The sequence below is a fragment of the Azospirillum sp. B4 genome, assembly GCF_000333275.1.
GTDB lineage: Bacteria > Pseudomonadota > Alphaproteobacteria > Azospirillales > Azospirillaceae > Nitrospirillum.
The window spans coordinates 1-25,613 of sequence record NZ_BACU01000707.1; the positions used below are offsets into that span (position 1 = coordinate 1).

Below are 25,613 nucleotides of genomic sequence, written 5' to 3' on the forward strand. Positions count from 1 at the left end.
CTTCGCGCCGCGTTCAACGGGCGCCTTGTGATGGGTGATAAATGCGCCGGGTGTTTTCTTGGATCGCGTGGCCGGGGCTGCTGGCCCTGTGCATTGTCGGGTATGCCTATGGAAACGGACAGCAGGCCGGCGATCAAGCCGATGACCAGGCCGAAGTTCAGGCCCACCGCCGTCATGGCCACGGCATAGAAGGCGCCCAGCGCCACGCAGACGGTGGCCTGGCCGCGCACGAATCCGGCCAGCGTCCGGTCAACCGCGCGCAACTGCTCGCGAATCACCTCCGCATGCTCACGCGGCAGCCAGCCGTCCAGGGTGGCCACCATGCGATCCCAGTCGCGCAGCAGGTAGAAGGCCACCACCGGCGTGATGAACAGCAGGGAAATGACGCCGAACAGGGCGGCGCCACCGGTGAACAGGTTCTTGAGGAAATCGGCACCCCAGCCCACCAGGGTGCCGACATATTCGCTGGCGGCACCGCGCAGCCGCTCGATGTCATCCGGTGGCAAGGCCGCCATCAGGCTGCGGATGCGCTGCATGCTTTCATCCCGCGCCCAGGTGATGATGGCCGGCAGGCTTTCGATCAGTTGGCTGACCTGCTGCTGGATCAGCGGCACCAGCAGCAGGATGCCCAGCACGACCACGACGGTGAAGGACAGCAGCACCACGGAGGTGGCCGCCAGGCGGGGCATGCCGAAGCCCTCCAGCCGATCGGCCACGGGGTCCAGCAGGTAGGCGATGGCCATGCCGGCGACGAAGGGCAGCAGCATCCCCCGCAGCAGCCAGATACAGACGACCCCCAGGGCCAGGCCGATCAGCCAGAACCGTATCTGTCGCCCCGCGTGCGTCTCCGCCATCGTTCCCCCAACCATCCCCACGTCATACACCAGGCGCAACTGTAACAGACAAGCCCCTGGAATCAGGCAGCCTTATGGCATCGCCCCCTCAGGAACCCGCCAGGCTGATCTGGTAGCGCGCCTCCGGCATCGGGGCGGCCGGCTGGCCGGCGGCCGGAACCGGGGCCGGAACTGGGGCGGCGGCGTCCAGTTCCGACAGCACCAGGTCACGCTGGGCCAGGGCCGTCTTCAGGTGGCCGACGTCGCCCAGCACCGTCAGGGTCAGCAGGGCCTCCGTGGTCTTCAGCGCGCTGGTGTCCACCTGTGTCACCATGGGAACACCAGCCAGGCGGCGGCGCACCTCCACCAGGGTGGAAAGGTCGGTCAGGGGCACGCGCACGGCAAACTGGCCTGTCTGGTGGGTGTCCACCACCACGCGGCGCTTCCACCCCTCCTCCACCCGGTCCACCACGGTGGCGACGGCCTGATTCAGCGCGGGCGGCAGGGGGGCGGCAGCGGTCGGCGGCGCATCGGCCGAAGACGGCAGCGCGCGGGCGAAGGCCGCCTGCGGCACCGTTTCCGGCGCTGAAAGCCCCTCACCCGGCACGAAGGTGCTGAGGGTCAGTTGGTACCCCTTGGCGGCATCGCCCTCCAGCCGGGCCAGCACCACCTGGCCGGCGCCATGGCGGGCGGCGATGCGGGCCAGCACGGCGGCATCGGGGGTCAGCGCCGCCTTCGCCGGCAGGTCGTTCTGGTCGGCCGGCTCCGGCGCCGCCAGGGCCACGGGCACCAGCCCGTCGACGGCCCCCATCTGCACCCAGGCCTGGCGCCAAGCGCCGTCGGTCCACAATGTGGGTTCCGCCCCCGTGGCGTCCAGCGGCAAGACCAGGGCGGGCTTGCCCATCATCTCGGCATAGGACACGCCATACTGCTGCAACAGGCGGCGCACGGCGGCGGGGCGGAAGCGGACGGTGAAGCGGCCGACGTAGCGGACGGAGGAGGCGCGCTCCTGCTCCAGCTCGAAGCCCGCCACCAGGGCCTCCAGCTCCCCCTGGCCCACGGCCGGGGGTTGCCGGGCGTCGGCGGCCGGGGTCAGCTTGCGGAACAGCCGCGCCAGGGCCTCGCGCTGGGCCTGCAGGATGGCCTGGTCGCGGGCCTGGTTGGCGTTGCCGGCGGTGACGTCCACCTCCACGCCCTGTTCCACGAACACCTGATCCGCGGCGTCCTGCGTCCGCCCCGCTTCCGCGCGGGCGGTTCCGGCCATCAGGCCGGCGGCCAGCGTCAGGAAAAGGGCGCCCCGAAACCCGGTTCGGCGCAAGAGGGGGATGCAGTGCTGTGGCATTGCAAAGCCTTCCGATATTGCTATGTTCGGCGCCGAACCCGGGCGGGTCACGGAACCGTCTGACAGGACGGTCGCGGGCGTCGGCGTCAAGGCCGGCCCCCGGGACGGACGCCCCTTCTTAGCCCAGGCCCTGCGAGGACGCCATAAGCACCTATTCGTACAAGGACGCCGGTGTCGACATCGACGCGGGCAACGCCCTGGTCGAGGCGATCAAGCCCCTGGCCAAGTCCACCGCGCGCACCGGTTCCGACGCCGGCCTGGGCGGCTTCGGCGCCCTGTTCGACCTTCGCGCCGCCGGCTTCGCCGATCCGCTGCTGGTCTCCACCACCGACGGCGTGGGCACCAAGCTGAAGGTCGCCATCGACGCCAAGCACCATGACACGGTGGGCATCGACCTGGTGGCCATGTGCGTCAACGACCTGGTGGTCCAGGGCGCGGAGCCGTTGCTGTTCCTGGATTATTTCGCGACCGGAAAGTTGGACGTGGCCGCCGGCCGCGCCATCGTCGCCGGCATCGCCGAGGGCTGCCGCCAGGCGGGCTGCGCCCTGGTGGGCGGTGAGACGGCGGAGATGCCGGGCATGTACGCCGATGGCGACTATGACCTGGCGGGCTTCTCCGTGGGCGCGGTGGAACGCACCCAGGTGCTGACCGGTGCCGGCGTCGCCGCCGGCGACGTTGTCCTGGGCCTGGCGTCCAGCGGGGTGCATTCCAACGGCTATTCCCTGGTGCGCAAGCTGGTGTCCGTCTCCGGCCTCGGCTATGAGGACGCGGCCCCCTTCGCCCCGGGCCAGACCCTGGGCCAGGCGCTGCTGACCCCCACCCGGATTTACGTGAAGAGCACGCTGGCTGCCGTCCGCGCCGGCCTGGTGAAGGCCATGGCCCACATCACCGGCGGTGGCCTGATCGAGAACATTCCGCGCGTGCTGCCAGACGGCCTGGGCGTCACCCTGGATGCGACCTCCTGGACCCTGCCGCCGGTGTTCCGCTGGCTGGCCGGTGTCGGCACCATCGCCGACCTGGAACTGGCCCGCACCTTCAACTGCGGCATCGGCATGGCCGTGGTCGTCCCCGCCGACAAGGCGGATGAGGCGATATCGGTGCTGACCCAGGGTGGCGAGACCGTCACCCGCATCGGCACCGTCGTGCCGGTGGCCGCCGACGCCGCCCACCGTGTCACGGTGACGGGCACGGACAAGGCATGGCACTCCTGACCGAAGGAACGCCCGGCAAGCTCAAGCTGGGCGTTCTCATTTCCGGCCGGGGCAGCAACCTGCAGGCCTTGCTGGACGCCACATCGGCGCCGGATTTTCCGGCGGAGGTGGCTCTGGTCCTGGCCAACAAGGCGGATGCCGCCGGGCTGGAGCGGGCGCGGGCCGCCGGTGTCCCCGCCCTGGCCATCCCGCACAAGGACTATGCCGACAAGCCCGCGTTCGAACAGGCGATGACCCAGGCGCTGGAGGATGCCGGCGTGCGCTTGGTCTGCCTGGCCGGCTTCATGCGCCTGCTGTCACCGTGGTTCGTCGACCATTGGCGTGACCGGCTGATCAACATCCACCCGTCGCTGCTGCCGGCCTTCCCCGGCATCGATACCCACCAGCGGGCGCTGGACGCGGGCGTCCGCTTCCACGGCTGCACCGTGCATTATGTGCGTAGCGCGGTGGACAGCGGCCCCATCGTCGCCCAGGCCGCCGTGCCGGTGCGGGCGGGCGACACCGCCGACACTCTGGCGGACCGCGTGCTGGCGGCGGAGCACCAGCTCTATCCCCTGGCCGTGCGCCTGATCGCCCAGGGCCAAGTGATGGTGGACGGCGACCGCGCCGTGCTGGCCGGCCCCCTGACCACGCCCGGGACGGTCCTGAACCCCGCCTGAAAACCCTTGGTTTAACGCGGATGACTCTAGCCCGGAATCGCCGGCACCGCCTGGCGTAGATCAGGCTCCTCATGCAGGAAGGTCAGGTTCAAGGCGGCCGGGATCTCGGCATCCGGGGAGAGGCAGGAAGCGCCACACTCCGCCAGCCGGGCTTGGCTGTCCGTGTCCAGACGCACCCCCGCCGCCGCCAGGGCCCCCGCCCAAGCCACCACCCCGGCCGCCGGCACCGCGAAGCGCAAGGCCATCGCCATGTTGGAGAACTGCGTGCTGTCGGCCAGCCAGCCACCGGCATCGGTGATGGCGTCGATAACCGCCTGGGTGGCCTGATGGCGCTCCCGCCGGGTGATGGCGGACAGGGTGAGTATGCGTGGCCTCATCGCCTCCTCCAAGTTTAAGGAGATGTCCCGCCGCCAGCCGCCACCCATTCCTTGGCGCGGTCGGCCAGGCGGCGCAGCAGCCGGGTCAGGGTGGTCTTGTCCTCCTCCGTCCAGTCCGCCAGGACGGCCGCGTACATGCGGTTGCGCGCCTCGCCGATCGCCGCGACCATGGCTTGGCCGGCGGGGGTCGCCACCGCCTCGCGCACCCGGGCGTCGGTGGCGCCGGGCCGGCGCTGTACCAGGCCCAGGCTTTCCAACTTCGCCACCTGCCGGCTGACCGTGGAATGATCGCGGCCCGCCAGTTCCGCCAGTTCCACCACACCGATGGGGCCACGCAGGCCTATGCGTACCAACAGGGGGAACAGCGCCCGCTCCAGCGACACCCCGGCCAGGTTCAACAGGTATTGGTCCGGCTGGGGACGGTTGGTCACCCCCACCAGATCCATCAGCGCTTCATGCAGGTCGTTTCTCATGTGTGCATTATGCACATTTTTCTTGGCAGCCGTCGAGGGGTTCGGTATATGTGCATTATGCACACATATTGCCCAGGCTTACGCCCAGATATGTGTATCACGCACACAAACAAGGATCAGTCCCATGCCTCCCTTCGACACTGACATCCTGATCGTCGGCGCCGGCGCCGCCGGCCTTACGTTGGCGCTGGACCTGGCCCGCCGGGGCGTGGACTTCCGCCTGATCGAGAGGAACGCCAGCCCCTTCCCCGGCTCCCGCGGCAAGGGCCTGCAGCCCCGCAGCCTGGAAGTGTTCGAGGATCTGGGCGTGCTGGCCGACCTGCAGGCCGTCGGCGGCCCCTACCCCACCGTGGTGACCTATGAGGGGGGCCAGGCGGCCCGCACCCAGGTGCATGAGGTGGCTCCCCCCACCCCGGCGGAGCCCTACGGCAACCCGCTGATGGTGCCGCAATTCCAGACAGAGGCGGTGCTGCGCCGCCACCTGGCGGCGGCGGGCCATGCCCCGGCGTTCGCCACGGAGCTGACAGGCTTTGAGCAGGATGCCGACGGCGTCACCGCCCGGCTGCACACCCCGGAAGGGGAGGTCACGGTACGCGCCCGTTATCTGGTGGGCACCGACGGCGGCCGCAGCTTCGTCCGCCATGCGCTGGACATCGGCTTCCCAGGAGAAACGCTGCCCTTCCGCGCGGTCATCGGCGACATGCCCATCGCCGGCCTGGGCTTCGATGCCTGGCACCGCTGGTACACGCCCGACGCCCAGTTGGCGCTCTGCCCGCTGGCCGGCACCGACCTGTTCCAGATGGTGGCCCAGGTGGCGGATGAGGTGACGCCCACCTGGGACCTGGTGCGCGACCTGGTCCGCACCCGCACCGGCCGCGACGACCTGGTGGTGGGGCGGCCCACCTGGCTATCCACCCTGCGCGTCAACCTGCGCCTGGCCGACCGCTATCGCGTCGGCCGCGTCTTCATCGCCGGCGACGCCGCCCACGTGCACCCGCCCACCGGCGGCCAGGGCCTGAACACCAGCGTTCAGGACGCCTATAACCTGGGATGGAAACTGGCGGCCGTGCTGAGGGGCGCGCCGGACACCCTGCTGGACAGTTATGAGGCGGAGCGCCGCCCCATCGCTGCCCACGTCCTGGGCCTCAGCGGCCGGCTGCTGGGCCAGATGGGCCAGGCGGAGGGCATGCGCCGGGGCCGCGAGACGCGGGAACTAGACCTGACCTACCGGGGCGGCCCGCTGGCCCCTGACGGCCGCCCCAACGCTGGCGAATCCGGCCGGGTGCGGGCTGGCGACCGGGCGCCCGATGCCCCCTGCCTGGCGGCAAACGGCACACATACCCGCCTGTTCGATGTCTATCAGGGTCCGCACTTCACCCTGCTGGGCTACGGGGTGGACGCCGCCACGCTGGCGACGGCGGCACGGCCGGGAGTGAAGACCCTGACCGTGGCACCACAGGGCAGTGGGCAGGCCGCCGACCTGGTGGATGAAGGCGGCCACATCCGAGACGGCTATGACCTGGCCGCCGGCACGCTGCTACTGGTCCGGCCGGACGGCTATATCGCCGCCCTTTCCCAGGACGCGGGCGCCATCCGCGACACGCTGGACCAGTGGCTGGGCCTCACAACCAGCGCGTGACCTGAACCGTTAACCGAACAACGCGGCCCCTTGCCAGCGGCCCCATGTTTGCGCATAACCTGGATGAAACGGGTTTGGTCTCGGAATAAGGGAGGGCGTGATATGGCCGGTGCTCACAGCGGTGCGGTCGCGGTCAGCGACAGTGTGGTCAAGGAACATGCCGACGGCTGGCATGCGTTCACCCGCTTCGTGAAGGCGGGCATCATTTCCATCGTCCTGCTGCTGCTGATGTTCCTGGCGCACTTCGCGCTCGGCTGGGGCTTCTCCATGTTTCTGATGATCGTCGGCGACATCATCCTGGTCCTGGCCCTGCTGCTGGGCAAGGTCTAGCCTTCCCCCATCTCAGGCCGCTTTCCCATCGGCGCCTTCCGCGGTTCGTGCATCACGAGGTCGCGCAAGGCGCCGATGCGTTTTGAGACCGTGAGCGCCGCGGCATAGACCGGACCGGCGCCCAGGCGCGGCGTCCAGGACATCAGACGTCAATACACCGTCTCACCCGGCGGCACGGCCGACCAGGGGGTCAGCACGATGACGTTGCCCTCGGCATTGCGGGCGCCCAGGATCAGCACCTCAGACTGGAAGCCGGCGATGTTGCGCGGGGGGAAGTTGCAGACGCAGACCACCTGAGCGCCGACCAAATCGTCGGGGGCATAGTGGGTGATCTGGGCGCTGGACCATTTGACGCCCAAGTCGCCCAGGTCCACTGCCACCTTGTAGGACGGATTGCGCGCCCGGGGGAAGGGCTGCACCTCCGCCACCCGGCCCACCCGGATGTCCAGGTTCAGGAAACTCTCCACCGCCACCGGTGGCTTCAGGGGTTCCGCCGCCATCCTTCCCTCCTCACGTCCTGCGGCGATCATGGCAAGAATAACGGCGACAGTCTTGGCCCAGGCCATCAAATCCTGGGCCAAGACTCCACTTGGTCACAGGATCACGCAGCCGTCCGTTTCATCAGCGCCGTGTACACCACCGTGCTGATGAACATGCCGATGAACCAGGCGTAGTTGTAGATTTCCTGGAAGAACACGGGCACGCCGCCGAACAGGCTGGGGAACGCCACGTGCAGGAAGCCCGGAACGTTGGGCAGGACGGAGACGGCCAAGGCGATCAGCGCCGCCATGTTCCAGCCGCCTGTGTAGGCATAGGGGCCGTCCACGTCGAACAGCCCTTCCATCGACAGCCGCGTGCGCCGCACCAGCCAATAGTCGGCCAGCATGATGCCCAGCAGCGGCCCCAGCAGCGCGCCATAGCCCAGCAGCCAGGTGAAGATGTAGCCCTGGGTGGATTCGATCAGCTTCCACGGCATCATCACGATGCCGATGGCGGCGGTGATGTAGCCACCCCGGGCAAAATTGACATGGCGCGGGAAGATAGCGGCGAAGTCATAGGCCGGCCCCACCACATTGGCCGCCAGGTTCACGCACAGCGTGTCGATGACGATGATGGCGAGGCCGATGGCGACGGCGATGCCCTCCATCCGCCCAGCCAGGTCAACCGGATCCCAGATGGCTTTGCCATAGACGATGACCGTGGCCGACGTCACCGCCACGCCGATATAGGCCAGCCCCGCCATGGGCAGGGGCAAGCCGATGGCTTGGCCCACATACTGGTCGCGCTGGCTGCGGGCGAAGCGGGTGAAGTCGGGAATATTGATCGCCAGCGTGGACCAATATCCCGCCATGGCCGTCAGGCTGGGCAGGAAGACCACCCAGAACTGCCCTTCCTTGGCGGCACCAGGACCGAACTGCGACGGGGCGGACAGCAGGCTGCCGAAGCCGCCGGCCTTGTCATACGCCCACCACAGCAGGGCCAGGACGATCAGAATCTTAAGCGGCGCGGTCACCGTTTCGACCCAGCGGACCGATTCCGGCCCCTTGGCGATGAAATAGAGGTGCAGCGACCAGAAGATGAAGAAGCAGACCAAGTGGCCGGCATTGATGCCGATCCAACCCAGCACCGGCCCCTCCAAGGCGCCGCGCGTCAGAATGTTGCCCACGGCATAGATGGCGTTGCCGCCCACCCAGCACTGGATGCCGAACCAGCCGCAGGCGATCAGCGCGCGCAGCAGCGCCGGCAGCTTGTTGCCCCGCACCCCGAATGAGGACCGGATGAGGACGGCGAAGGGCACGCCGTACTTGGCACCCGAGTGGCCGACCAACAGCATCGGCACCAGCACGATCAGATTACCCACCAGCACGGCCCCCACCGCCTGGAAGGCCGACATGCCCTGCTCGATCAGGCCCGACGCCAGCATATAGGCCGGAATGCCCATCACCATGCCCACCCACAGGGCGGCGAAATGCACCCAGCGCCAGGTGCGATGGCTGGCGTCCACCGGCGCCAGGTCTTCGTTCCAGATGTCCGACGCCGTGTCGACGCCGGCCCCCACGTCCGCAGCCGTGCTCATGCCCGTTGTCCCCGTTTATTCGTTATCCGCCCTCCGGGGCTATTCCACCCTGTGACTTATTTTTGCTTTTTGTCCCGCTTCTCCGCCATTTGCCGTCCACAGGGCGGACAGGATCGTCAGTTCCGCTCTACGGCGACTGGCTTCAGCGTCTCGCGCCGCTTGGCGGCGGCGTCAAAGCCAGGGGCGAAGGCCGGGCGGTTGACATAGCGGCCGGCACCGCGCACGGCCCGCAGGTCGCCATCCTGCCAGGCGACCTGCCCTGCGGTCAGCGTCACCCGCGGCAGGCCCCGCACCTGCATGCCCTCGAAGATGTTGTAGTCCACGTTCTGGTGATGGGTCTTGGCGGAGATGGTCTTGGTCGCTTCCGGATCCCACACCACCAGATCGGCGTCGGCACCCACGGCCACCGATCCCTTGCGCGGATAGATGTTGAAGATCTGCGCGGCGTTGGCCGACGTCACCTTCACGAATTCGTTCATGGTCAGCCGGCCGCTGTTCACCCCGTGGTGCCACAGCACCGCCATGCGATCCTCCACCCCGCCCGTCCCGTTGGGGATGCGGGTGAAGTCATGGCGGCCGGCGGCCTTCTGGGGGGCGCAGAAACAGCAATGGTCGGTGGCGGTGGTGTGCAGGGTGCCGGCCTGCAGGCCGTGCCACAGGGCCGCCTGATGCTCCTTGGGCCGGAAAGGCGGGCTCATCACATGGGCGGCCGCCACGTCGAAGTCCGGGTGGCGATAGACGCTGTCATCCACCAGCAGGTGGCCGGCCAGCACCTCGCCATAGACGCGGTGGCCATCCATGCGGCCGCGCGCGATCGCCTCCAACGCCTCGCGGCAGCTGACGTGCACGATGTAGAGCGGCACGCCCAGCACCTTGGCGATCTGGATGGCGCGGTTCGCCGCCTCCCCCTCCACCGCCGTGGGGCGGGACAGGGGGTGGGCCTCGGGGCCGGTCAGGCCCTGGGCCAGCAACTGCTTCTGCAGCTGGAACACCAGCTCGCCGTTCTCGGCGTGGACGGTGGGCATGGCGCCCAGTTCTAGGGCGCGGGTGAAGCTGTTCACCAGCACCTCGTCATCGCACATGATGGCGTTCTTGTAGGCCATGAAGTGCTTGAAGCTGTTCACGCCATGGTCGCGCACCAGGGTGCCCATGTCGGCGTGCACGCTGTCATCCCACCAGGTGATGGCGACGTGGAAGGAATAGTCGGCCGCCGCCTTTTCCGCCCAGCCGCGCCAGGTGCGGTAAGCCTCCATCACGTTCTGCTTGGGGTTGGGGATGACGAAGTCGATGATCATGGTGGTGCCGCCGGCCAGGCCCGCCGCCGTGCCCGTGTAGAAATCGTCGCTGGCCACCGTGCCCATGAAGGGCAGCTGCATGTGGGTGTGCGGATCGATGCCACCGGGCATGACGTAACAGCCGCCGGCGTCCACCACCGTGGCGCCCGCCGGCACCTCCAGATCCGGCCCCACCGCCTTGATCACCCCGTCCTCGGCATAGACATCGGCGCGGAAGGTCTGGTCGGCGGTGACCACGGTGCCACCCCGGATCAAGGTGCGGGCGCTAGAGGGGGTGGTCATGACGGCATCTCCATTCTTTCGTAATGGCATTTGATCGTAGCCGATCAAATGCCCCCTCAGGTGCCGGGCGCCGCCATCCGGCGGCTTGGCTTCCTCGATTTCCAGTCCGCTGACGCTTCCCGGAAATCTGCGGCGGCCCCAGTCGGGGCCTACAACGACATGAGGCACTGGCCTCATATCGTTGCATGATTCAGGCGGCGGGCAGCGACAGCCCGGCGCCGCGCAGGATGAAGCGCACGACCTCCGCCGTGATGGCGTCGAAGTCGCGGCGGGTCAGTTTCTTGCGGCCCAGCACGGCCCGCACCTGGGCGTCGAAGTCGGCGTAATGCTGCGTCACCGCCCAGATGAAGAAGAAGAAATGCCGGGTATCCACCGGCGCCATGCGGCCCTCGGCGATCCAGCCGTCCAGCACCGCCGCCTTCTCATCCACCAGGCTCTTCAGGTCGGCGGTCAGGAAGCCCCAGATCTCCTCGGCGCCGTGGATGATCTCACCGGCGAAGACCTTGGACACCACCGGCCGGTCGCGCGTCGCCCGCATCTTGGCGCGGATATAGCCCGCCAGCGCCTGGGCCGGGTCGCTGTCCGGCGTGACATGGGCCAGCGGGTCCAGCCACTGCTTCAGGATGTCGGCCAGCACGGCGCGATAGAGGTCGCGCTTGGTGCTGAAATAATAGTGCACGTTGGCCTTGGGCAGGCCGGCGCGCAGGGCGATGGCGGCCGTGGTGGCGCCGCCGTAGCCCTGCTCGGCGAACACCTGTTCAGCCGCCGTCAGGATGCGTCGCAGATTCTCCCGCCGAATGCCACCTTCGGGCGCCGCGGCCGACGCGTCCGCCCGTACCGCACCCCCCGCCTTTTCCTTCCGGGTCACTCCCCCTGACGCCTGCGCCATGTGTACTCCCAACCCTTGATCAAACGCGGGTCAGCTGGCGTCGGCCTTCGCCACCACGGCCCGCAACAGGACATTGCATCCGGCTTCGCACCATTCCGGGTGCGCATGCTCGATCTCGTTATGGCTGATGCCGTCCACACAAGGAATGAAGATCATCGATGTTGGGGTCACACGGGCCAGATAGCAGGCGTCATGCCCCGCCCCGGACACCATGTCGCGGTTGCTGTAGCCCAATTCCGCCACGGCGCCGCGCACGGCCTCCACGCAACCAGCGTCGAACTTCACCGGCGCGTAGTACCAGATCTGCTCGAATTCCGTTTCGAGGCCGATCTCTTCCGCGACTCGTGTAACCGCGTTACGCAGCTTGCCATCCATCTCCGCCAGCACGGCGTCGTCCGGGTGGCGGAAGTCCACGGTGAAGAAGACGCGGCCGGGAATGACGTTACGGGAATTGGGGTGGATCTGCATCAGGCCGACGGTGGCGCAGGCCAGGGGCGCATGTTCCAGGCCGATGGCGTTCACCGCCTCGACGACACGGGCGGCGCCCAGCAGGGCGTCGCGCCGGCGGCTCATGGGCGTGGGGCCGGCGTGGGCCTCCTGGCCCGTGAACGTTATCTCATACCACCGCTGGCCCTGGCAGTCGGTGACCACGCCGATGGTCTTGTCCTCCGCCTCCAGGATGGGGCCCTGTTCGATATGCGCCTCGAAATAGGCGCCGAGATCGCGGCCTCGGATGGGGGCGTCGCCAGCGTAGCCGATGCGGGCCAACTCCTCCCCCATGGTCTTGCCGTTCAAATCCTTGCGCGACAGGCCGTATTCCAAATCAAAGGTGCCGGCGAACACACCCGACGCCACCATGGCCGGTGCGAAGCGGGAGCCTTCCTCGTTGGTCCAGGCCACCACCTCGATGGGCGCCTCGGTCTGATAGTTTAGGTCGTTCAGGGTCCGCACCACCTCCAGCCCCGCCAGCACGCCATAGACACCGTCGAACTTGCCACCCGTGGGCTGGCTGTCCAGGTGGCTGCCCATAAGAATGGGCGGCAGCGCGTTGTTACGCCCGGGGCGGCGGGCGAAGATGTTGCCAATGGCGTCCACGGTGATGGTGCAGCCGGCGTCTTCACACCACTTCACGAACAGGTCGCGGCTCTGCTTGTCCAGGTCGGTCAAGGCCAGACGGCAAACGCCACCCTTGGGCGTGGCACCGATCTTCGCCATCTCCATCAGGCTGTCCCACAGGCGGCTGCCGTTGATGGCGACGTTCGTTCCGAATTTTGCTTCCGTGCTCATATCGCAAACGCTCCAGCTTATTCGGCGGCCTTGGGCGGCAGGACACGGGCGGGGTTCTGCGGATGCTCCGGCCAGGTCATGTAGGGCCGTCCCGTCTCCTGCTCGTGCATGGTGATGCAGTCCGGCACGGGGCAGACATGGGCGCACAGGTTGCAGCCCACGCACTCCTCATCGACCACCTCGAACAGGCGTTTGCCGTCGCCGGGTAGGATGCGGATGGCCTGGTGGGAGGTGTCCTCGCACGCGATGTGGCAGCGGCCGCAGTCGATGCACAAATCCTTGTCGATCTTCGCCTTGGTGACGAAGTTCATGTTCAGGTCGTTCCAGTTGACGACGTTGGGCACGGCGCGGCCCTGGAAGTCGGCCAGGCTGCGGTAGCCCTTCTCGTCCATCCAGGCCGACAAGCCGTCGATCATGTCCTCCACGATGCGGAAGCCATAGACCATGGCGGCGGTGCAGACCTGGACACTGCCGCAGCCCAGGGCCAGGAATTCCGCCGCGTCGCGCCAGCTGCCGATGCCGCCGATGCCGGAAATGGGCAGGCCCCGCGTGTCCGGATTGCGTGCAATTTCCGCCACCATGTTGAGGGCGATGGGCTTCACCGCCGGGCCGCAATAGCCGCCGTGCGTGCCCTTGCCGCCCACCGTGGGGGTGGGCGCCATGGCGTCCAAATCGACCGAGGCGATGGAGTTGATGGTGTTGATCAGCGACACGGCGTCGGCGCCGCCGCGCTTGGCCGCTTCCGCCGACCACAGCACGTTGGTGATGTTGGGCGTCAGCTTCACGATCACCGGCAGGCGGGTCGCGTTCTTCACCCAGCGGGTCACCTGCTCCACCATTTCCGGCACCTGGCCGATGGCGGAGCCCATGCCGCGCTCACACATGCCGTGGGGGCAACCGAAGTTCAGCTCCAGCCCATCGGCGCCCGTGGGCTCGACCCGGCGGGCCAGGCCGGCCCACGCCTCCTCCGTCATCACCGCCATCAGCGAGACGACCATGGCGCGGTCGGGCCAGGCCTTCTTCACCGCCGCGATCTCCCGCAGGTTGACCTCCAGCGGACGGTCGGTGATCAGCTCGATGTTGTTGAAGCCGATCAGGTTGCGGCGGCTGTCCAGCAGGGCGCCATAGCGGCTGCTGACGTTCACCACGGGCGGATCCTCGCCCAGGGTCTTCCACACCACGCCGCCCCAGCCAGCCTTGAAGGCGCGGACGACGTTGTATTCCTTGTCCGTGGGCGGGGCGGAGGCCAGCCAGAACGGGTTGGGCGATTTGATGCCGGCGATGGTGCCGCTGAGATCGGCCATGGTCCTGTCTCCCCTGCTCAAGCCTTGAGATAGGCGTCGATGGCGAAGGCCGCCGCCTTGCCGTCCGCCACGGATTGGACGGTCAGATCCTCACCGCTCTTGACGCAATCGCCACCGGCGTAGACGCCGGGCAGGCTGGTGGCCAGGGTCGCGTCCACCTGGATGCGGCCGCTGGCCAGGGCCAGGCCGTCCAGGCCGCCGGGCGCCATTTTCTGGCCCACGGCCTTCAGCACCACGTCGCAGCGGATGGTCACGCTCTCCCCCGTGCCGACCAGGCGCCCGGCCTCCAGCGCCATGCGCTCCAGCGTGACGCCGCTGACGGCGCCGCCGATGTCCAGGATTTCACGCGGCGCCAGCCAGGTGCGCAGCACCACACCCTGGGTGCGGGCCAGGTCCTGCTCATGCCCGGTGGCCCCCATCTCCGCCGTGCCGCGGCGATAGGCGATGGTGACCTCCTCGGCGCCGGCGCACAGCGACTGGATGGCGGCGTCCACCGCCGTGTTGCCGCCGCCGATGACCACGACGCGGCGGCCGGCCAGGGCCACCGGCGGGGCGGACTTCTGCCGCAGCGCCGCGATGACGTCCACGGCGTCGGCCACACCGGCCAGATTCTCGCCCACCACGCCCAAGGTGTTGGTGCTGGCAAGGCCAAGGCCCAGGAAAACCGCGTCGAAGTCCTGGCGCAGTTCGGCCAGCGTGACATCGCGGCCCAGCGCGGCACCCGTCTTCAGCGTGATGCCGCCCAGGGACAGGATGAAGTCCACCTCGCGCTGCGCGAAGTTATCGACCATCTTGTAGGCGGCCAAGCCGTATTCGTTGAGGCCACCGGCCTTGGCCCGGGCCTCGAACACCGTGACCTCGTGGCCCAGCATGGCCAGGCGGTGGGCGCAGGCCAGGCCCGCCGGTCCGGCCCCGACCACGGCCACGCGCTTTCCGGTGGGGGCCTGGCGGGTGAAGGGCTGCACGCCCGCCTTGAACAGCACGTCGGTGGCGTAGCGCTGCAGGCGGCCGATTAGCACCGGCTCGCCCTCCGCCTTGTTGCGGACGCAGGCCTGTTCGCACAGCACCTCGGTCGGGCAGGCGCGGGCGCAGGTGCCGCCCATGATGTTCGCGTCCAGGATGGTGCGGGCGGCACCCTTGACGTTGCCGGTGCCGATCTTGCGGATGAAGCCCGGAATGTCGATGGACGTGGGGCAGGCCGTCACGCAGGCGGCCTCATAGCAATACAGGCACCGGCTGCTTTCCGCCATGGCCTGCAAGGCGGTGAAGGGGGAGACCAGGTCATGGTCCAAGCTCAAGCTGGCTCCATGGGCGGCCCCGTTTACGCCACTCATCTACTGCTCCCGTCCTTTGTTCCGCCGGATCGGTCGTGCAATCCCGGCGGCCCTGTTCCAGAGGTACGCGTGTCGCAGGCGTATGCCTTCGTTTCTTTCTATTTTCGATACTTATTTTTCAACGCGGTGTTTTCGGACCCGCCCATGCCCGTAGGCGGGTCCATCCTTCACGGCAAGTCGCGCAGCACGTCGGCCAGGATGCCGAACAACTGGTCGATGTGGCTTTTCTCAATGATCAGCGGCGGCGACAGGGCGATGATGTCACCGGTGGTGCGGATCAGCAGGCCCTTGTCGAAGGCCCGCAGGAAGGCGTCGAAGGCCCGCGCCGTGGGCTTGCCGGCGATGGGCTCCAGCTCGATACCGGCGATCAGGCCCAGGTTGCGGATGTCGATCACATGCGGCAGGCCGCGCAGGGAATGCGCCGCCTCCTGCCAATAGGCGGCCAGTTCCGCCCCCCGGGTCAGCAGCCCCTCGTCCTTGTAGATCTTCAGGGTGGCCAGGCCGGCGGCGGTGGCCAGCGGGTGGCCGGAATAGGTGTAGCCGTGGAACAGCTCGATGGCGTTCTCCGGCCCGGTCATGAAGGCGTCGTAGATTTCGTTCTTGAAGAACACGGCCCCCATGGGGACGGTGGCGTTGGTCAGGCCCTTGGCCGCGGTGATGATGTCCGGCACCACGCCGAAATAGTCGGTGGCGAAGGGCGCGCCCAGGCGACCGAAGCCGGTGATGACCTCATCGAAGATCAGCAGGATGCCGTGGCGGTCGCAGATGGCCCGCAGCTTTTCCAGATAGCCCTTGGGCGGCAGCAGCACGCCGGTCGATCCCGCCACCGGCTCCACGATCACGGCGGCGATGGTGGAGGCGTCGTGCAGGGTGACGATGCGCTCCAACTCATCCGCCAGGTGGGCGCCCCATTCCGGCTGCCCTTGGGTGAAGGCCTGGTGCGCCTTGTCATGGGTGTGCGGCAGGTGATCGACACCGGCCAGCATGGGGCCGAAGAACTTGCGGTTGGTGACGATGCCGCCGACGGAGATGCCGCCGAAGCCCACGCCGTGGTAGCCGCGCTCGCGCCCGATGAAGCGGGTGCGCGTCCCCTCCCCCCGGGCGCGGTGGTAGGCCAGCGCCACCTTCAGCGCCGTGTCGACGGATTCGGAGCCGGAGTTGGTGAAGAACACCTTGTCCATGCCGGTGGGCAGCAGGGCCGACAGCTGCGCCGCCAGCTCGAACGCGCCGGGGTGGCCCATCTGGAAGGCGGGGGCGTAGTCCATCTCCGCCACCTGGGCCTGCACCGCCTTGACGATTTCCGGCCGGCAATGGCCGGCGTTCACGCACCACAGGCCGGCGGTGCCGTCCAGCACCTGGCGCCCATCATCGGTGGTGTAGTGCATGTCCTTGGCGCCCACGAACAGGCGCGGCGCCTTCTTGAACTGGCGGTTGGCCGTGAACGGCATCCAGAAGGCGTCCATATTGTTCGGGACGCCACCGGAGCCCCGGCCATCGGGGGCCGCTAAGGGGACGGAGGGATGAATGCCGAAACCGTCGTGACGCTGCGCCAAAGCCACTCTCCCAGCAAGCGCCTAGCCCCTGTCGGCCAGGCATGGCCCTATTCTACAGGCCGCAATTTATGGAATGAAGGGTGACACGAATTTGACCATTTGGTCAGGATTTTTTTGACCGTTCGGCCAGAAAAATGCGCAAGGCCGCGCCAGCGTGCCCCTCTGCCCAATTTAACGGCAAAATCCCGCCGGTTCCATGCCCCTAAACCTCTGTCGCCGGCGCCGCGACCCCGGAAGCGGCCACAGCGCGCCCAAAAGAAAAGCGGCCCCGGAAGGCCCGGAGCCGCTTTCCCTTAAGCATCATCCGTGACGCCGGCGATCAGCCGACGATCTCGGAGCCGGCGAAGAAGTAGGCGATCTCGATCTTCGCGTTCTCCAGGCTATCGGAGCCGTGGACGGAGTTGGCTTCGATCGATTCCGCGAATTCCTTGCGGATGGTGCCCTCGGCGGCGTTGGCCGGGTTGGTGGCGCCCATGATCTCACGGTTGGCCAGCACGGCGTTCTCGCCTTCCAGGACCTGGACGACCACCGGGCCGGAGATCATGAAGGACACCAGCTCACCGTAGAACGGACGGGCGGCGTGGACTTCGTAGAACTTCTCGGCCTGCTGCTTGGTCATCTGGATGCGCTTCTGCGCGACGATGCGCAGGCCGGCTTCCTCGAACTTGGCGTTGATCTTGCCGGTCAGGTTGCGACGGGTGGCGTCGGGCTTAATGATCGAGAAGGTCTGTTCGACGGCCATGGCCGGATCTCCTGGGATTTGAGTAGGGAATCTCTAAAGTGGCGGCGTTATATACGGGCACACGCGGGGCCGCAACGCCCTTCGCTTGAGACATTCCCCGCACAACCGCAAGGCTGGCAGCCCGTTCCGGCACGCCCCGCCTTATGCAAGGTCGCGCGCCGCCTGAAAAATCGGTTTCACCCAGTCAGGGAGGGAAAGCAATGCCGCCACGTCACCCGGCGGCGGCACAAAAATTTCACGATTGCGCATGTCCAACAGCAACCGTGCCGGCGGGATGTCACCATCCGCGGCGACTGTACGACTGTTGTCGAAAACCTGAAGGCGGCTGAGGATCGGCAGAAGGCGGATCAGATTAGCGCGGGAGGTAAACCAGCGCTCTCGTACTATGGCATCCGGGATGGCATGACCGCCATTGGCGACGCGTCGCGCCACCCGCTGCAGGTGCAGTTCCACCGTTTCCAATCCGCAGTAAAAGACGACGATCCGATGGGTGGCTGCAGCTTCCCGCAATAGAAACGGAATGGCATTTCCGCTCAGTGTCGTCTCAAACGCGTAGCTTGTTCCACCCGTCACCGCCCGGCGCAAAGATGCCAGCCCATAACGGCCAGCCTGCGCGTTCGCGGCATTCCATCCCACCCCCGTCTCGGCGACCAATTGGTGGGCCATGGCGTCCAGATTGAAGAACGGTAAGCGATATTCGGCCAGCAACGCGCCTCCGACCGAGCTTTTGCCGGCACCGTTCACACCGGCCAGGACCACGAGGAAAGGCCGTCCCATCGTCAATACGAAGGGCCGGCCTTAGGCCGGATTTTGCCCTGCCCTTGAACTGACAGCAGTTGTTCAAGTCGATCCGCCGCATCAGGTTCCTGCAGGATGGCCAACTCGGCATCGAATTGTGCCGTCAAGCGGGCCAGAACGGATTGCTGGTAAGCGAGACCGCTGGCAGCCCTGGTCACCAGCCGGTCATATTCCTCAGCTGACACCAGCACCATTTCAACCCGGTCATGGTTGGTGATGGCCACGCTGCCGCCGGCTTGGACTTCCCGCGCCACCTCCGCCCAGCGGCTGCGCACCTGGGTGGCGTTGCGCCGGGGCAAAGCATAAAGGTTGGATCGCTTCGCGGCCATGACGCCAACTCCAATAGTTACATAACGTACATTATGTACATTGCAGGGACGGCGTACAGTCCCTACCGCAGACCTGAATGACGACGCTGCCCCCTGCCATCCCGCCCCCGCCCATGCTAAGAGGGCGGCCATGCTGACCATCACCGACCTCACCTACCGCATCGCCGGCCGCACCCTTCTGGACCAGGCCTCCGTCGTCGTGCCCAAGGGCCACAAAGTGGCCCTGGTGGGGCGCAACGGCACGGGCAAGTCCACGCTGTTCAAGCTGATCGCCGGCGAACTGCACCCCGACGGCGGGGAGATCAGCCTGCCGGGCGGGGTACGCATGGGCATGGTGCGGCAGGAGGTGCCGGCGGGGGCCACCAGCCTGCTGGACACGGTCATGGCGGCGGACACGGAACGCACGGCCCTGCTGGCGGAGGCCGAGACCGCCACCGACCCCACGCGCATCGCCGACATCCACACCCGGCTGGCCGACATCGGCGCCCATTCGGCGGAGGCGCGGGCGGCGCAGATCCTGTCCGGCCTGGGCTTCGACGCGGCGGCGCAGCAGCGGCCTTGCGCCGACTTCTCCGGCGGCTGGCGCATGCGCGTGGCCCTGGCCGGCGTGCTGTTCACCCAGCCCGACCTGCTGCTGCTGGACGAGCCGACCAACCATTTGGACCTGGAAGCGACGGTGTGGCTGGAGAGCTATCTCAAGAACTATCCCCACACCATCCTGCTGATCAGCCACGACCGCGAGCTGCTGAACAAAGTCCCGACCACGACCATCCACCTGGACCAGCAGAAGCTGACCTCCTACAGCGGCGGCTACGACCAGTTCGTCGCCGTGCGCGCCGCCAAGCTGGAGAACCTGAAGGCCCAATCGGCCAAGCAGGAGGCCCAGCGCAAGCACATGCAGGACTTCGTGGACCGCTTCCGCGCCAAGGCCACCAAGGCCAAGCAGGCGCAAAGCCGCCTGAAGGCGCTGGAGAAGCTGGGCCCGGCCATCACCGTGCTGGAGGAACACCGCACCCGGTTCGACTTCCCCTCGCCCGAGGAACTGTCGCCACCGCTGATCAACATGGACGGCGCCGTCGTCGGCTATGGCGACAAGGCCATCCTGCGCAACCTGAACCTGCGCATCGACCCCGAGGACCGCATCGCCCTGCTGGGCGCCAACGGCAACGGCAAGTCCACGCTGGTGAAGATGCTGGCCGGCCGGCTGGCCCCCATGGGGGGTGAGGTTCGACGATCCTCCAAGCTGAAGGTCGGCTATTTCGCCCAGCACCAGGCGGAGGAGCTGAACCTGGCCTGGACACCAGTGCAGCAGACCCAGGCCGCCATGAAGGGCGCCGTCGAACAGCAGGTGCGCAACCACCTGGGCCGCTTCGGCTTCCCCCAGGTGAAGGCCGACACGCTGATCCGCGACCTGTCGGGCGGGGAGAAGGCCCGGCTGCTGTTCGCCCTGATGAGCCGGGAGGCGCCGGGCATCCTGCTGCTGGACGAACCGACCAACCATCTGGACATCGACAGCCGCGAGGCGTTGGTGGAGGCCATCAACGGCTACCAGGGCGCCGTCATCCTCATTAGCCACGACCCGCATCTGGTGGAATTGACGGCCGACCGGCTGTGGCTGGTAGCCGATGGCACCTGCAAGCCCTATGAGGGGGACCTGGACGAATACCGCGCCTGGCTGCTGGACCAGCGGCGCAGCGACAGCGCGTCCCGCGATGTCACCCCCGCGGCCACCCGCGACCGCAAGGAGGAACGCCGCGCGGCGGCGGAACTGCGCCAACAGCTGGCGCCTTTGCGCCGCAAGGTGGAAGACGCGGAAAAGCGCATGAGCCAACTGGGCGCCAAGAAGGCCAAGCTCGATGAGAAGCTGGCCGACCCCGCCCTGTACCAGGGCCCCAAGGAGGCCGTGACCAAGCTGCAGATCGAGCTGGGCCAGGTGCAGAAGGACCTGGAGGCGGCGGAGGAGACCTGGCTGACCCTGTCGGAACAGCTGGAAGAGGCCATGGCGGCTGGAGCTTAGCCGTCCGCCCATGCTCATCCCCTCCGCGCCCCACTGCTCTGCGCCCCTCTGCCGCACCCCGCGCCTAAAGTCTAATCGGGAATTGCGTAACGGAAACCGGGGTGTAACACACCCGTCATTGCAAAACGGGGCGGTGCATGCCATCTCTGCCCCTATGTTCCGTGCATGCACTTGTTTCGGGGGCCTGGGGCCCTTGAGGTCCGACCTGAACAGCCCTGCGTCCCTCCCGGCATATCGCCATGGGTCGCGCGCCGCCGCTGGAATGCCGATGCTGAGGAACGCCTGAACCATGCCGACCGATCGCGCCGAAACGACCTTGAACGGCAAGAAATTCGCCGCCCGGGCAAGCGCCAAGAGCGGCCATCCGCGTGGGCATGGTCCCCGGCCGCACAACCCGGCCCATGAGAACCCCGCCTGGCTGTTCTTCCGCCGCTGGGCCGCCAACCCTGTCGGCATCGCCTCCATCACCCCATCGGCCCCGTCGCTGGGCCGGCTGATGGCCCGCCATGTGCGGCGCGACGCCGATGAGATCGTGGTGGAATACGGTGGCGGCACCGGCGCCATCACCCGCGCCCTGCTGGACTCGGGCATCCCCGCCTCGCGCCTGTTCGTCATCGAGCGCGACAAGGAACTGCACGCCTACATGACGGCCAAGTTTCCCGGCGTCACCGTGCTGCTGGGCGATGTGAAGGATGTGCGCACCCTGCTGCCCCCCCAGTGGGTGGGCCGGGTCGGCACCATCGTCTGCGGCATTCCCATGATCCTGATTCCGGCCGAGGCCCAGCGCCAGATCATGGATGAGGCCTACGCCGTCATGCCGCCTGGGCGCCAGTTCCTGTCCTTCACCTATTCCCTGCGCTCCCCCCTGCGCCGCCAGGCCCTGAACCTGACCGGCAAGCGCCTGGGCTGGGCCATGTCCAACATCCCGCCGGCGGCGGTATGGGGCTACACCAGGGGTTAGTCCGCCTCGGCGGCCTGGACGCGGCCTGGGCCTTGTAGGGCTCAGGATGCCGGAGCCGTGATCGGGCGCGCCACTTCGGCGATGATCCAGTCCATGAAGGCCGTCATGGCCGACGTCATCGGGCGCCCCTCCGCCCAGACCAGCCAATGGGCGACCCGCGGCGTCTCAACCACGATCTCCGGAAACAGGCGGACCAGCTGGCCCGAACGTATCCGTTCCCCGATCAGCAGCTCACGGCCCATGGCGATGCCCTGGCCGTCCACCGCCGCCTGCAGGGCGATGTTGTAGTCGGTCAGCTGCAGGGTACGGGCGGCACTCAAATCCAGTCCCGCCACATCGGCCCAGGCGCGCCATTCAAAAGGGCGCAGGGTGTACAGCAACGGGTGGGCCAGAAGATCGGCCGGCGATTCAATGACCGGCCCCCGCCCCAGCAGCGGACGCGCGGCCACCGGCGCCAGGCGATCCACATGCAGCAGGCGGCCCGCCAGCCCCTCGCCCGGTTGAGGGCCAGGACCGTAGCGGACCCCTAAGTCGGCCTCCCCTCCGGCCACGTCCACCTTGCGCAGCGTCGGATCCAGCATCAGGTCGATGTCGGGATGGGCGGCGGTGAAGCGGCCCAGGCGGGGGGCCAGCCAGTTGGCGGCGAAGGAGGGCACCATGCTGACCGTCAGCCCCCGCCGCGCCGCCCGCCCCCGCGCCTCACGCGTGGCCTCCGTAATCAGGCCGAAAGCCTGGCGCACCCCGGCCAGATAGCGGGTGCCGGCCTCCGTCAGCGTAACACCCCGGGCGTGGCGGACGAACAGGGCGATGCCCAGGCTGTCCTCCAACTGGCGGATGTGATGGCTGACGGCGCTCTGGGTGATCAGCAGTTCCTCACCCGCCTGGCGGAAGCTGAGCAGCCGGCCCGCCGCCTCGAAGGCGCGCAGGGCCGACAGGGGCGGCAAGGCGGGGGACAGGCGCATGAACGCCACTGTAGCCGGCCTTTGAGACATGAGCCAGATCGATCGCCGATCCCGGCATCTTTGAATTGGCGCCAACCCTGGCCGGCGGTCATCCTGGCTCCACATCAATGAATTCCGCCCCCGAAGGAATCGCCACCGCCATGCCAGCCTCCATCGCCGACAAGGTCCAGTCGCTGGGCCTGACCCTCCCCCAGCCGTCCAGCCCCGCCGCCAACTATGTCTCCACCACCAGGGCTGGCCCCCTGCTGTTCGTGGCGGGGCAGATCGACCCGGCGGGCGCCCAGGGACGGCTGGGGGACGCGGTGTCGGTGGAAGATGGCGTGAACGCGGCGCGGGCCGCCGCCCTCAACGTCATCGCCCACATCGCCAAGGCGACGGGTGACGACCTGGCCCGGGTGCGCCAGGTGGCCAAGCTGACGGTCTTCATTGCCAGCGCGCCGGACTTCACGCGGCAGCCGCTGGTCGCCAACGGCGCGTCGGACCTGATGGTGGCGGTGTTCGGCGATGCCGGCCGCCATGCCCGCTCCGCCGTTGGTGCCGCCGCCCTGCCCCGCGGCGCGGCGGTGGAGGTCGATGCCATTGTTGAACTGGCGGAGTGATCCCATGCCGATGCTGACGGACGCCATCGTCGCCGGCCTGCGCGCCGACACCCCCGGCTGCGGCGGGCCCCAGGTCCATTTCAACCACGCCGGCGCCAGCCTGTCGTCCCGCCAGACCCTGGCGGCCATCACCCAGCATCTGGAGCTTGAGGCCCGGGTCGGCCCCATGGAGGCGGCGGTGATGGCGGCCGACGGCGTGGCCAGGGCACGCGCGGCGGCGGCCACCCTGCTGAACGCCGATTCGGAGGAGATCGCCTTCGCCACCGGGGGTTCCGCCGCCTGGGGCACCGCCATCGCCAGCCTGCCGCCCTTGCGCCCCGGTGACCGCGTATTGGTGGGCCGGCAGGAATGGGGTGGCAACCTGACCACCCTGCGCGACAAGGCCGCCCGCGCCGGTGCCGTGGTGGAGCTCATCCCCAGCCTGGACGACGGCCGCGTCGACGCCGACGCGCTGGCCAACCAGATCGACGACCGGGTGCGGCTGATCAGCCTGACCTGGGGGGCGGCCAATGGCGGCCTGGTCAACGACGCCGCCGCCGTGGGCCGGGTGGCGCGGGCGGCCGGCGTGCCCTATGTCATCGACGCGGCGCAGGTGGTGGGCCAGATCCCGGCGGACGTGCGGGCCCTGGGCTGCGACATGCTGAAGGCGCCGGGCCGCAAGCACCTGCGCGGCCCGCGCGGCACCGCCCTGCTGTATGTGCGCCGCGACTTTCTGGACAAGGTCGCGCCCGCCTGGCTGGACGTGCAATCATCGCCCTGGCCCTCGGATTTAGGGGCAGACCATGGCCCCGCCACCATCCGGGACGACGCCCGCCGCCTGGAATCGGCGGAGGCGTCGGTGGCCCTGTTGCTGGGCCTGGGCAGCGCGCTGGACCTGGCCCTGACCCTGGGCGTGGACAATATCCGCACCCGCATCCATCACCTGGCCCAGGGCCTGCGCCAGCGTCTCGCCGCCCTTCCCGGCGTCACCGTGCGGGACATTGGTGATCCGGAGACCCGCAGCGGCCTCGTGTCCTTCACCGTCGACGGCCTGGCGGGGTCGGCGGTGCGCGCCCGGCTGATGGAACACGGCCTGACCCTGGGCGCCAACGGCGTGCCCTATACCCCGCTGGACATGACGGCGCGCGGCCTGACCGAAATCGCCCGCGCCTCCGTCAGTTACCTCACGACCGAGGCGGAACTGGACCGGCTGGCCAATGCGGTCGCGACACTGAACCGCTAAAGGCCTTCCCCACAAAATACATGAGAACGGGCGCCATTTCTCACGCGCCGAAGTTGAAATATTTTTACATTATTGCTATCTTAATCCGCAATTGGAATGCGGCGATATGCCTTTGGCATGAATTTATAAATATGCGAATGGGGAAAATATACAATGATACGTCTGCCAATGCTGGAGGAATTTCCAGCTCATCAGTATTTTGATATTGTGCGAAACGCAAACACAAAGATCACTTATTCCCAGGTTGGTGAAGACGTTATTATTATAAATATATTGTTATACGAAATAAAGAAAGCATATCAGGGCTTCTTTGTTGATGCCGGCGCCTATCATCCGACACACGCGTCAAATACCAGACTCCTGAAGATGCTGAAGTGGACCGGCATCCATATCGACGCCAATCCGGACGCCATCGAGCTATTCAATGCCGCCTATCCGGAAGACGTCAAGGTGTGCTGCGGTGTCGGCACGGAAGCGGGAGAGCTGGTCTATCATCAATTCGACAGCGCCGGCACCAACACCCTGAGTGTGGAAACGGCCGAAGAATGGAAGAGGATGGGGCGCCAGTTGGTCGGGACCAGGGTCGTCCCGGTTAAGACGATCAACCAGATCCTTGAGGAAAGCCTCCCTGCGGGCCAGTCCATCGACTACATGAACATCGACCTGGAAGGGTTCGACCGGCAAGTCCTGGCGGACCTGGACCTCAGCCGCTTCCGCCCCTCCGTCATCAGCATCGAGCTGTTCGGCGTCGACATACTGGCACTGGGTACCGACCCCACGGTCGCCTACCTGTGCGCCAACGGCTACAAGTTGGCCGCCGTGGCGCAGATCACCTACATTTTCGTCGATCTGAGCAAGACGTCGCGCTGATCGCGGCTGGCCGCCCCGGCCGGCACCTCAGATCTTCCGGGGCGCCTGGGCCAACAGGGCATCGGTCCACCCTGGCGGCAGCACACCCAGCAACCAGGACACGGCGTAGGTGGGCCAGGGGAAGGCGACGCGCGCCCGGTTGGCGGCCAGCCCGCCAATGACGATGCGCGCCGCCTTGTCCGCGTCCATCAGGAAGGGCATAGGGAAGCTGTTCACCGCGGTCATGCG

Annotated in this window: 25 protein-coding genes and 1 pseudogene; 9 read left to right on the forward strand and 17 right to left on the reverse strand. The window is 67.6% G+C overall.

Annotated features, from left to right (window positions below; genetic code table 11):
- Together I55_RS31650 and I55_RS31655 are read right to left on the reverse strand one after the other, a co-directional pair.
- The coding region (locus I55_RS31650) for an AI-2E family transporter (RefSeq protein ID WP_252181388.1) at nucleotides 1-854 on the reverse strand (854 nt) is incomplete at its 3' end.
- Between the two features lie 88 nt (nucleotides 855-942).
- Nucleotides 943-2,175: a DUF2066 domain-containing protein gene (locus I55_RS31655; protein ID WP_083901597.1), complete on the reverse strand. Its 1,233-nt coding sequence runs from the start codon at nucleotides 2,173-2,175 to the stop codon at nucleotides 943-945.
- Nucleotides 2,176-2,318: 143 nt separating this feature from the next.
- Between I55_RS31655 and purM the strand changes: the two genes are divergently transcribed.
- Together purM and purN are read left to right on the forward strand one after the other, a co-directional pair.
- The gene (purM, locus tag I55_RS31660) at nucleotides 2,319-3,386 is read left to right on the forward strand and encodes a phosphoribosylformylglycinamidine cyclo-ligase (protein ID WP_044564713.1); all 1,068 of its coding nucleotides are present in this window, start codon (nucleotides 2,319-2,321) and stop codon (nucleotides 3,384-3,386) included.
- Nucleotides 3,374-4,045: a phosphoribosylglycinamide formyltransferase gene (purN, locus tag I55_RS31665; protein ID WP_044564714.1), complete on the forward strand. Its 672-nt coding sequence runs from the start codon at nucleotides 3,374-3,376 to the stop codon at nucleotides 4,043-4,045. The genes purM and purN overlap by 13 nt, the downstream gene beginning before the upstream one ends.
- Nucleotides 4,046-4,071: 26 nt before the next feature.
- Here the strand turns inward: purN and I55_RS33750 are convergent, their stop codons facing one another.
- Both I55_RS33750 and I55_RS31675 read right to left on the reverse strand, forming a co-directional pair.
- Complete coding sequence (locus tag I55_RS33750) at nucleotides 4,072-4,422, reverse strand: hypothetical protein (RefSeq protein ID WP_049974705.1); 351 nt, start codon at nucleotides 4,420-4,422, stop codon at nucleotides 4,072-4,074.
- A 14-nt stretch (nucleotides 4,423-4,436) separates the two neighbouring features.
- Nucleotides 4,437-4,895, reverse strand: coding sequence for a MarR family winged helix-turn-helix transcriptional regulator (locus I55_RS31675; RefSeq protein ID WP_044564715.1), 459 nt, complete (start codon nucleotides 4,893-4,895; stop codon nucleotides 4,437-4,439).
- Nucleotides 4,896-5,019: 124 nt separating this feature from the next.
- On the opposite strand from I55_RS31675, the gene I55_RS31680 reads away from it, so the two are divergent.
- Nucleotides 5,020-6,534 (forward strand): FAD-dependent oxidoreductase, encoded by a 1,515-nt coding sequence (locus I55_RS31680; RefSeq protein ID WP_044564716.1) that lies wholly within the window; start codon nucleotides 5,020-5,022, stop codon nucleotides 6,532-6,534.
- A 102-nt stretch (nucleotides 6,535-6,636) separates the two neighbouring features.
- A complete protein-coding gene (locus I55_RS31685) occupies nucleotides 6,637-6,864 on the forward strand; it encodes a hypothetical protein (RefSeq protein ID WP_044564717.1) in 228 nt (75 codons plus the stop codon).
- A gap of 149 nt (nucleotides 6,865-7,013) precedes the next feature.
- Here I55_RS31685 and I55_RS31690 read toward each other — a convergent pair whose 3' ends face one another.
- From I55_RS31690 to I55_RS31740, 11 genes are all read right to left on the reverse strand, one after another.
- A complete protein-coding gene (locus tag I55_RS31690; protein WP_044564718.1) occupies nucleotides 7,014-7,364 on the reverse strand; it encodes a tRNA-binding protein in 351 nt (116 codons plus the stop codon).
- Nucleotides 7,365-7,465: 101 nt separating this feature from the next.
- Entirely contained in the window at nucleotides 7,466-8,941 is a 1,476-nt protein-coding gene (locus tag I55_RS31695) for an NCS1 family nucleobase:cation symporter-1 (protein ID WP_044564719.1), read from the reverse strand.
- 116 nt (nucleotides 8,942-9,057) lie between these two features.
- A complete protein-coding gene (hydA, locus tag I55_RS31700) occupies nucleotides 9,058-10,518 on the reverse strand; it encodes a dihydropyrimidinase (RefSeq protein ID WP_044564720.1) in 1,461 nt (486 codons plus the stop codon).
- 190 nt (nucleotides 10,519-10,708) lie between these two features.
- Nucleotides 10,709-11,386 carry a TetR/AcrR family transcriptional regulator gene (locus I55_RS31705; RefSeq protein ID WP_252181389.1) on the reverse strand — a complete coding sequence of 226 codons (678 nt, stop codon included), beginning with the start codon at nucleotides 11,384-11,386 and terminating at the stop codon, nucleotides 10,709-10,711.
- Between the two features lie 51 nt (nucleotides 11,387-11,437).
- Nucleotides 11,438-12,694: a Zn-dependent hydrolase gene (locus tag I55_RS31710; protein WP_044564722.1), complete on the reverse strand. Its 1,257-nt coding sequence runs from the start codon at nucleotides 12,692-12,694 to the stop codon at nucleotides 11,438-11,440.
- A 17-nt stretch (nucleotides 12,695-12,711) separates the two neighbouring features.
- Nucleotides 12,712-13,998 carry an NAD-dependent dihydropyrimidine dehydrogenase subunit PreA gene (gene preA / locus I55_RS31715; protein ID WP_044564723.1) on the reverse strand — a complete coding sequence of 429 codons (1,287 nt, stop codon included), beginning with the start codon at nucleotides 13,996-13,998 and terminating at the stop codon, nucleotides 12,712-12,714.
- Nucleotides 13,999-14,015: 17 nt separating this feature from the next.
- Nucleotides 14,016-15,296, reverse strand: coding sequence for an NAD(P)-dependent oxidoreductase (locus tag I55_RS31720; RefSeq protein ID WP_044564724.1), 1,281 nt, complete (start codon nucleotides 15,294-15,296; stop codon nucleotides 14,016-14,018).
- Between the two features lie 203 nt (nucleotides 15,297-15,499).
- Nucleotides 15,500-16,780: an aspartate aminotransferase family protein gene (locus tag I55_RS31725; RefSeq protein WP_307718740.1), complete on the reverse strand. Its 1,281-nt coding sequence runs from the start codon at nucleotides 16,778-16,780 to the stop codon at nucleotides 15,500-15,502.
- Nucleotides 16,781-17,204: 424 nt separating this feature from the next.
- A complete protein-coding gene (gene ndk, locus I55_RS31730; protein WP_044564726.1) occupies nucleotides 17,205-17,627 on the reverse strand; it encodes a nucleoside-diphosphate kinase in 423 nt (140 codons plus the stop codon).
- A 141-nt stretch (nucleotides 17,628-17,768) separates the two neighbouring features.
- Nucleotides 17,769-18,386, reverse strand: a complete 618-nt coding sequence (locus I55_RS31735) for a hypothetical protein (protein WP_199902791.1) — start codon at nucleotides 18,384-18,386, stop codon at nucleotides 17,769-17,771.
- 20 nt (nucleotides 18,387-18,406) lie between these two features.
- A complete protein-coding gene (locus I55_RS31740) occupies nucleotides 18,407-18,754 on the reverse strand; it encodes a type II toxin-antitoxin system prevent-host-death family antitoxin (RefSeq protein ID WP_044564728.1) in 348 nt (115 codons plus the stop codon).
- 130 nt (nucleotides 18,755-18,884) lie between these two features.
- On the opposite strand from I55_RS31740, the gene I55_RS31745 reads away from it, so the two are divergent.
- Together I55_RS31745 and I55_RS31750 are read left to right on the forward strand one after the other, a co-directional pair.
- Nucleotides 18,885-20,771: an ABC-F family ATP-binding cassette domain-containing protein gene (locus I55_RS31745; protein WP_044564729.1), complete on the forward strand. Its 1,887-nt coding sequence runs from the start codon at nucleotides 18,885-18,887 to the stop codon at nucleotides 20,769-20,771.
- A gap of 289 nt (nucleotides 20,772-21,060) precedes the next feature.
- Entirely contained in the window at nucleotides 21,061-21,732 is a 672-nt protein-coding gene (locus I55_RS31750) for a class I SAM-dependent methyltransferase (RefSeq protein ID WP_252181390.1), read from the forward strand.
- Between the two features lie 41 nt (nucleotides 21,733-21,773).
- On the opposite strand, the gene I55_RS31755 is transcribed toward I55_RS31750, so the two are convergent.
- On the reverse strand, nucleotides 21,774-22,694 hold the full coding sequence (locus I55_RS31755) for a LysR substrate-binding domain-containing protein (RefSeq protein ID WP_044564737.1): 921 nt from the start codon (nucleotides 22,692-22,694) through the stop codon (nucleotides 21,774-21,776).
- A gap of 140 nt (nucleotides 22,695-22,834) precedes the next feature.
- Here I55_RS31755 and I55_RS31760 point away from each other — a divergent pair, with 140 nt between their 5' ends.
- The 3 genes from I55_RS31760 to I55_RS31770 all read left to right on the forward strand — a co-directional run bounded on the left by I55_RS31760 (nucleotide 22,835) and on the right by I55_RS31770 (nucleotide 25,385).
- Nucleotides 22,835-23,293: a RidA family protein gene (locus tag I55_RS31760; protein WP_044564730.1), complete on the forward strand. Its 459-nt coding sequence runs from the start codon at nucleotides 22,835-22,837 to the stop codon at nucleotides 23,291-23,293.
- 4 nt (nucleotides 23,294-23,297) lie between these two features.
- Nucleotides 23,298-24,515, forward strand: coding sequence for an aminotransferase class V-fold PLP-dependent enzyme (locus I55_RS31765; RefSeq protein ID WP_044564731.1), 1,218 nt, complete (start codon nucleotides 23,298-23,300; stop codon nucleotides 24,513-24,515).
- Nucleotides 24,516-24,683: 168 nt separating this feature from the next.
- Nucleotides 24,684-25,385 carry an FkbM family methyltransferase gene (locus I55_RS31770; protein ID WP_159107315.1) on the forward strand — a complete coding sequence of 234 codons (702 nt, stop codon included), beginning with the start codon at nucleotides 24,684-24,686 and terminating at the stop codon, nucleotides 25,383-25,385.
- Nucleotides 25,386-25,412: 27 nt separating this feature from the next.
- On the opposite strand, the pseudogene I55_RS37510 reads toward I55_RS31770, so the two are convergent.
- Nucleotides 25,413-25,613 (reverse strand): annotated as a pseudogene (locus I55_RS37510) (short-chain dehydrogenase); the annotation flags it as partial.

Coding starts and splice junctions, on each gene's coding strand:
- I55_RS31655 (WP_083901597.1), bottom strand. CDS start 2,175: ATGCCACAGCACTGCATCCCCCTCTTGCGCCGAACCGGGTTTCGGGGC.
- purN (WP_044564714.1), top strand. CDS start 3,374: ATGGCACTCCTGACCGAAGGAACGCCCGGCAAGCTCAAGCTGGGCGTT.
- I55_RS33750 (WP_049974705.1), bottom strand. CDS start 4,422: ATGAGGCCACGCATACTCACCCTGTCCGCCATCACCCGGCGGGAGCGC.
- I55_RS31675 (WP_044564715.1), bottom strand. CDS start 4,895: ATGAGAAACGACCTGCATGAAGCGCTGATGGATCTGGTGGGGGTGACC.
- I55_RS31680 (WP_044564716.1), top strand. CDS start 5,020: ATGCCTCCCTTCGACACTGACATCCTGATCGTCGGCGCCGGCGCCGCC.
- I55_RS31685 (WP_044564717.1), top strand. CDS start 6,637: ATGGCCGGTGCTCACAGCGGTGCGGTCGCGGTCAGCGACAGTGTGGTC.
- I55_RS31690 (WP_044564718.1), bottom strand. CDS start 7,364: ATGGCGGCGGAACCCCTGAAGCCACCGGTGGCGGTGGAGAGTTTCCTG.
- I55_RS31695 (WP_044564719.1), bottom strand. CDS start 8,941: ATGAGCACGGCTGCGGACGTGGGGGCCGGCGTCGACACGGCGTCGGAC.
- hydA (WP_044564720.1), bottom strand. CDS start 10,518: ATGACCACCCCCTCTAGCGCCCGCACCTTGATCCGGGGTGGCACCGTG.
- I55_RS31710 (WP_044564722.1), bottom strand. CDS start 12,694: ATGAGCACGGAAGCAAAATTCGGAACGAACGTCGCCATCAACGGCAGC.
- preA (WP_044564723.1), bottom strand. CDS start 13,998: ATGGCCGATCTCAGCGGCACCATCGCCGGCATCAAATCGCCCAACCCG.
- I55_RS31725 (WP_307718740.1), bottom strand. CDS start 16,780: ATGCCGTTCACGGCCAACCGCCAGTTCAAGAAGGCGCCGCGCCTGTTC.
- ndk (WP_044564726.1), bottom strand. CDS start 17,627: ATGGCCGTCGAACAGACCTTCTCGATCATTAAGCCCGACGCCACCCGT.
- I55_RS31740 (WP_044564728.1), bottom strand. CDS start 18,754: ATGGCCGCGAAGCGATCCAACCTTTATGCTTTGCCCCGGCGCAACGCC.
- I55_RS31745 (WP_044564729.1), top strand. CDS start 18,885: ATGCTGACCATCACCGACCTCACCTACCGCATCGCCGGCCGCACCCTT.
- I55_RS31750 (WP_252181390.1), top strand. CDS start 21,061: ATGCCGACCGATCGCGCCGAAACGACCTTGAACGGCAAGAAATTCGCC.
- I55_RS31755 (WP_044564737.1), bottom strand. CDS start 22,694: ATGCGCCTGTCCCCCGCCTTGCCGCCCCTGTCGGCCCTGCGCGCCTTC.
- I55_RS31760 (WP_044564730.1), top strand. CDS start 22,835: ATGCCAGCCTCCATCGCCGACAAGGTCCAGTCGCTGGGCCTGACCCTC.
- I55_RS31765 (WP_044564731.1), top strand. CDS start 23,298: ATGCCGATGCTGACGGACGCCATCGTCGCCGGCCTGCGCGCCGACACC.
- I55_RS31770 (WP_159107315.1), top strand. CDS start 24,684: ATGCTGGAGGAATTTCCAGCTCATCAGTATTTTGATATTGTGCGAAAC.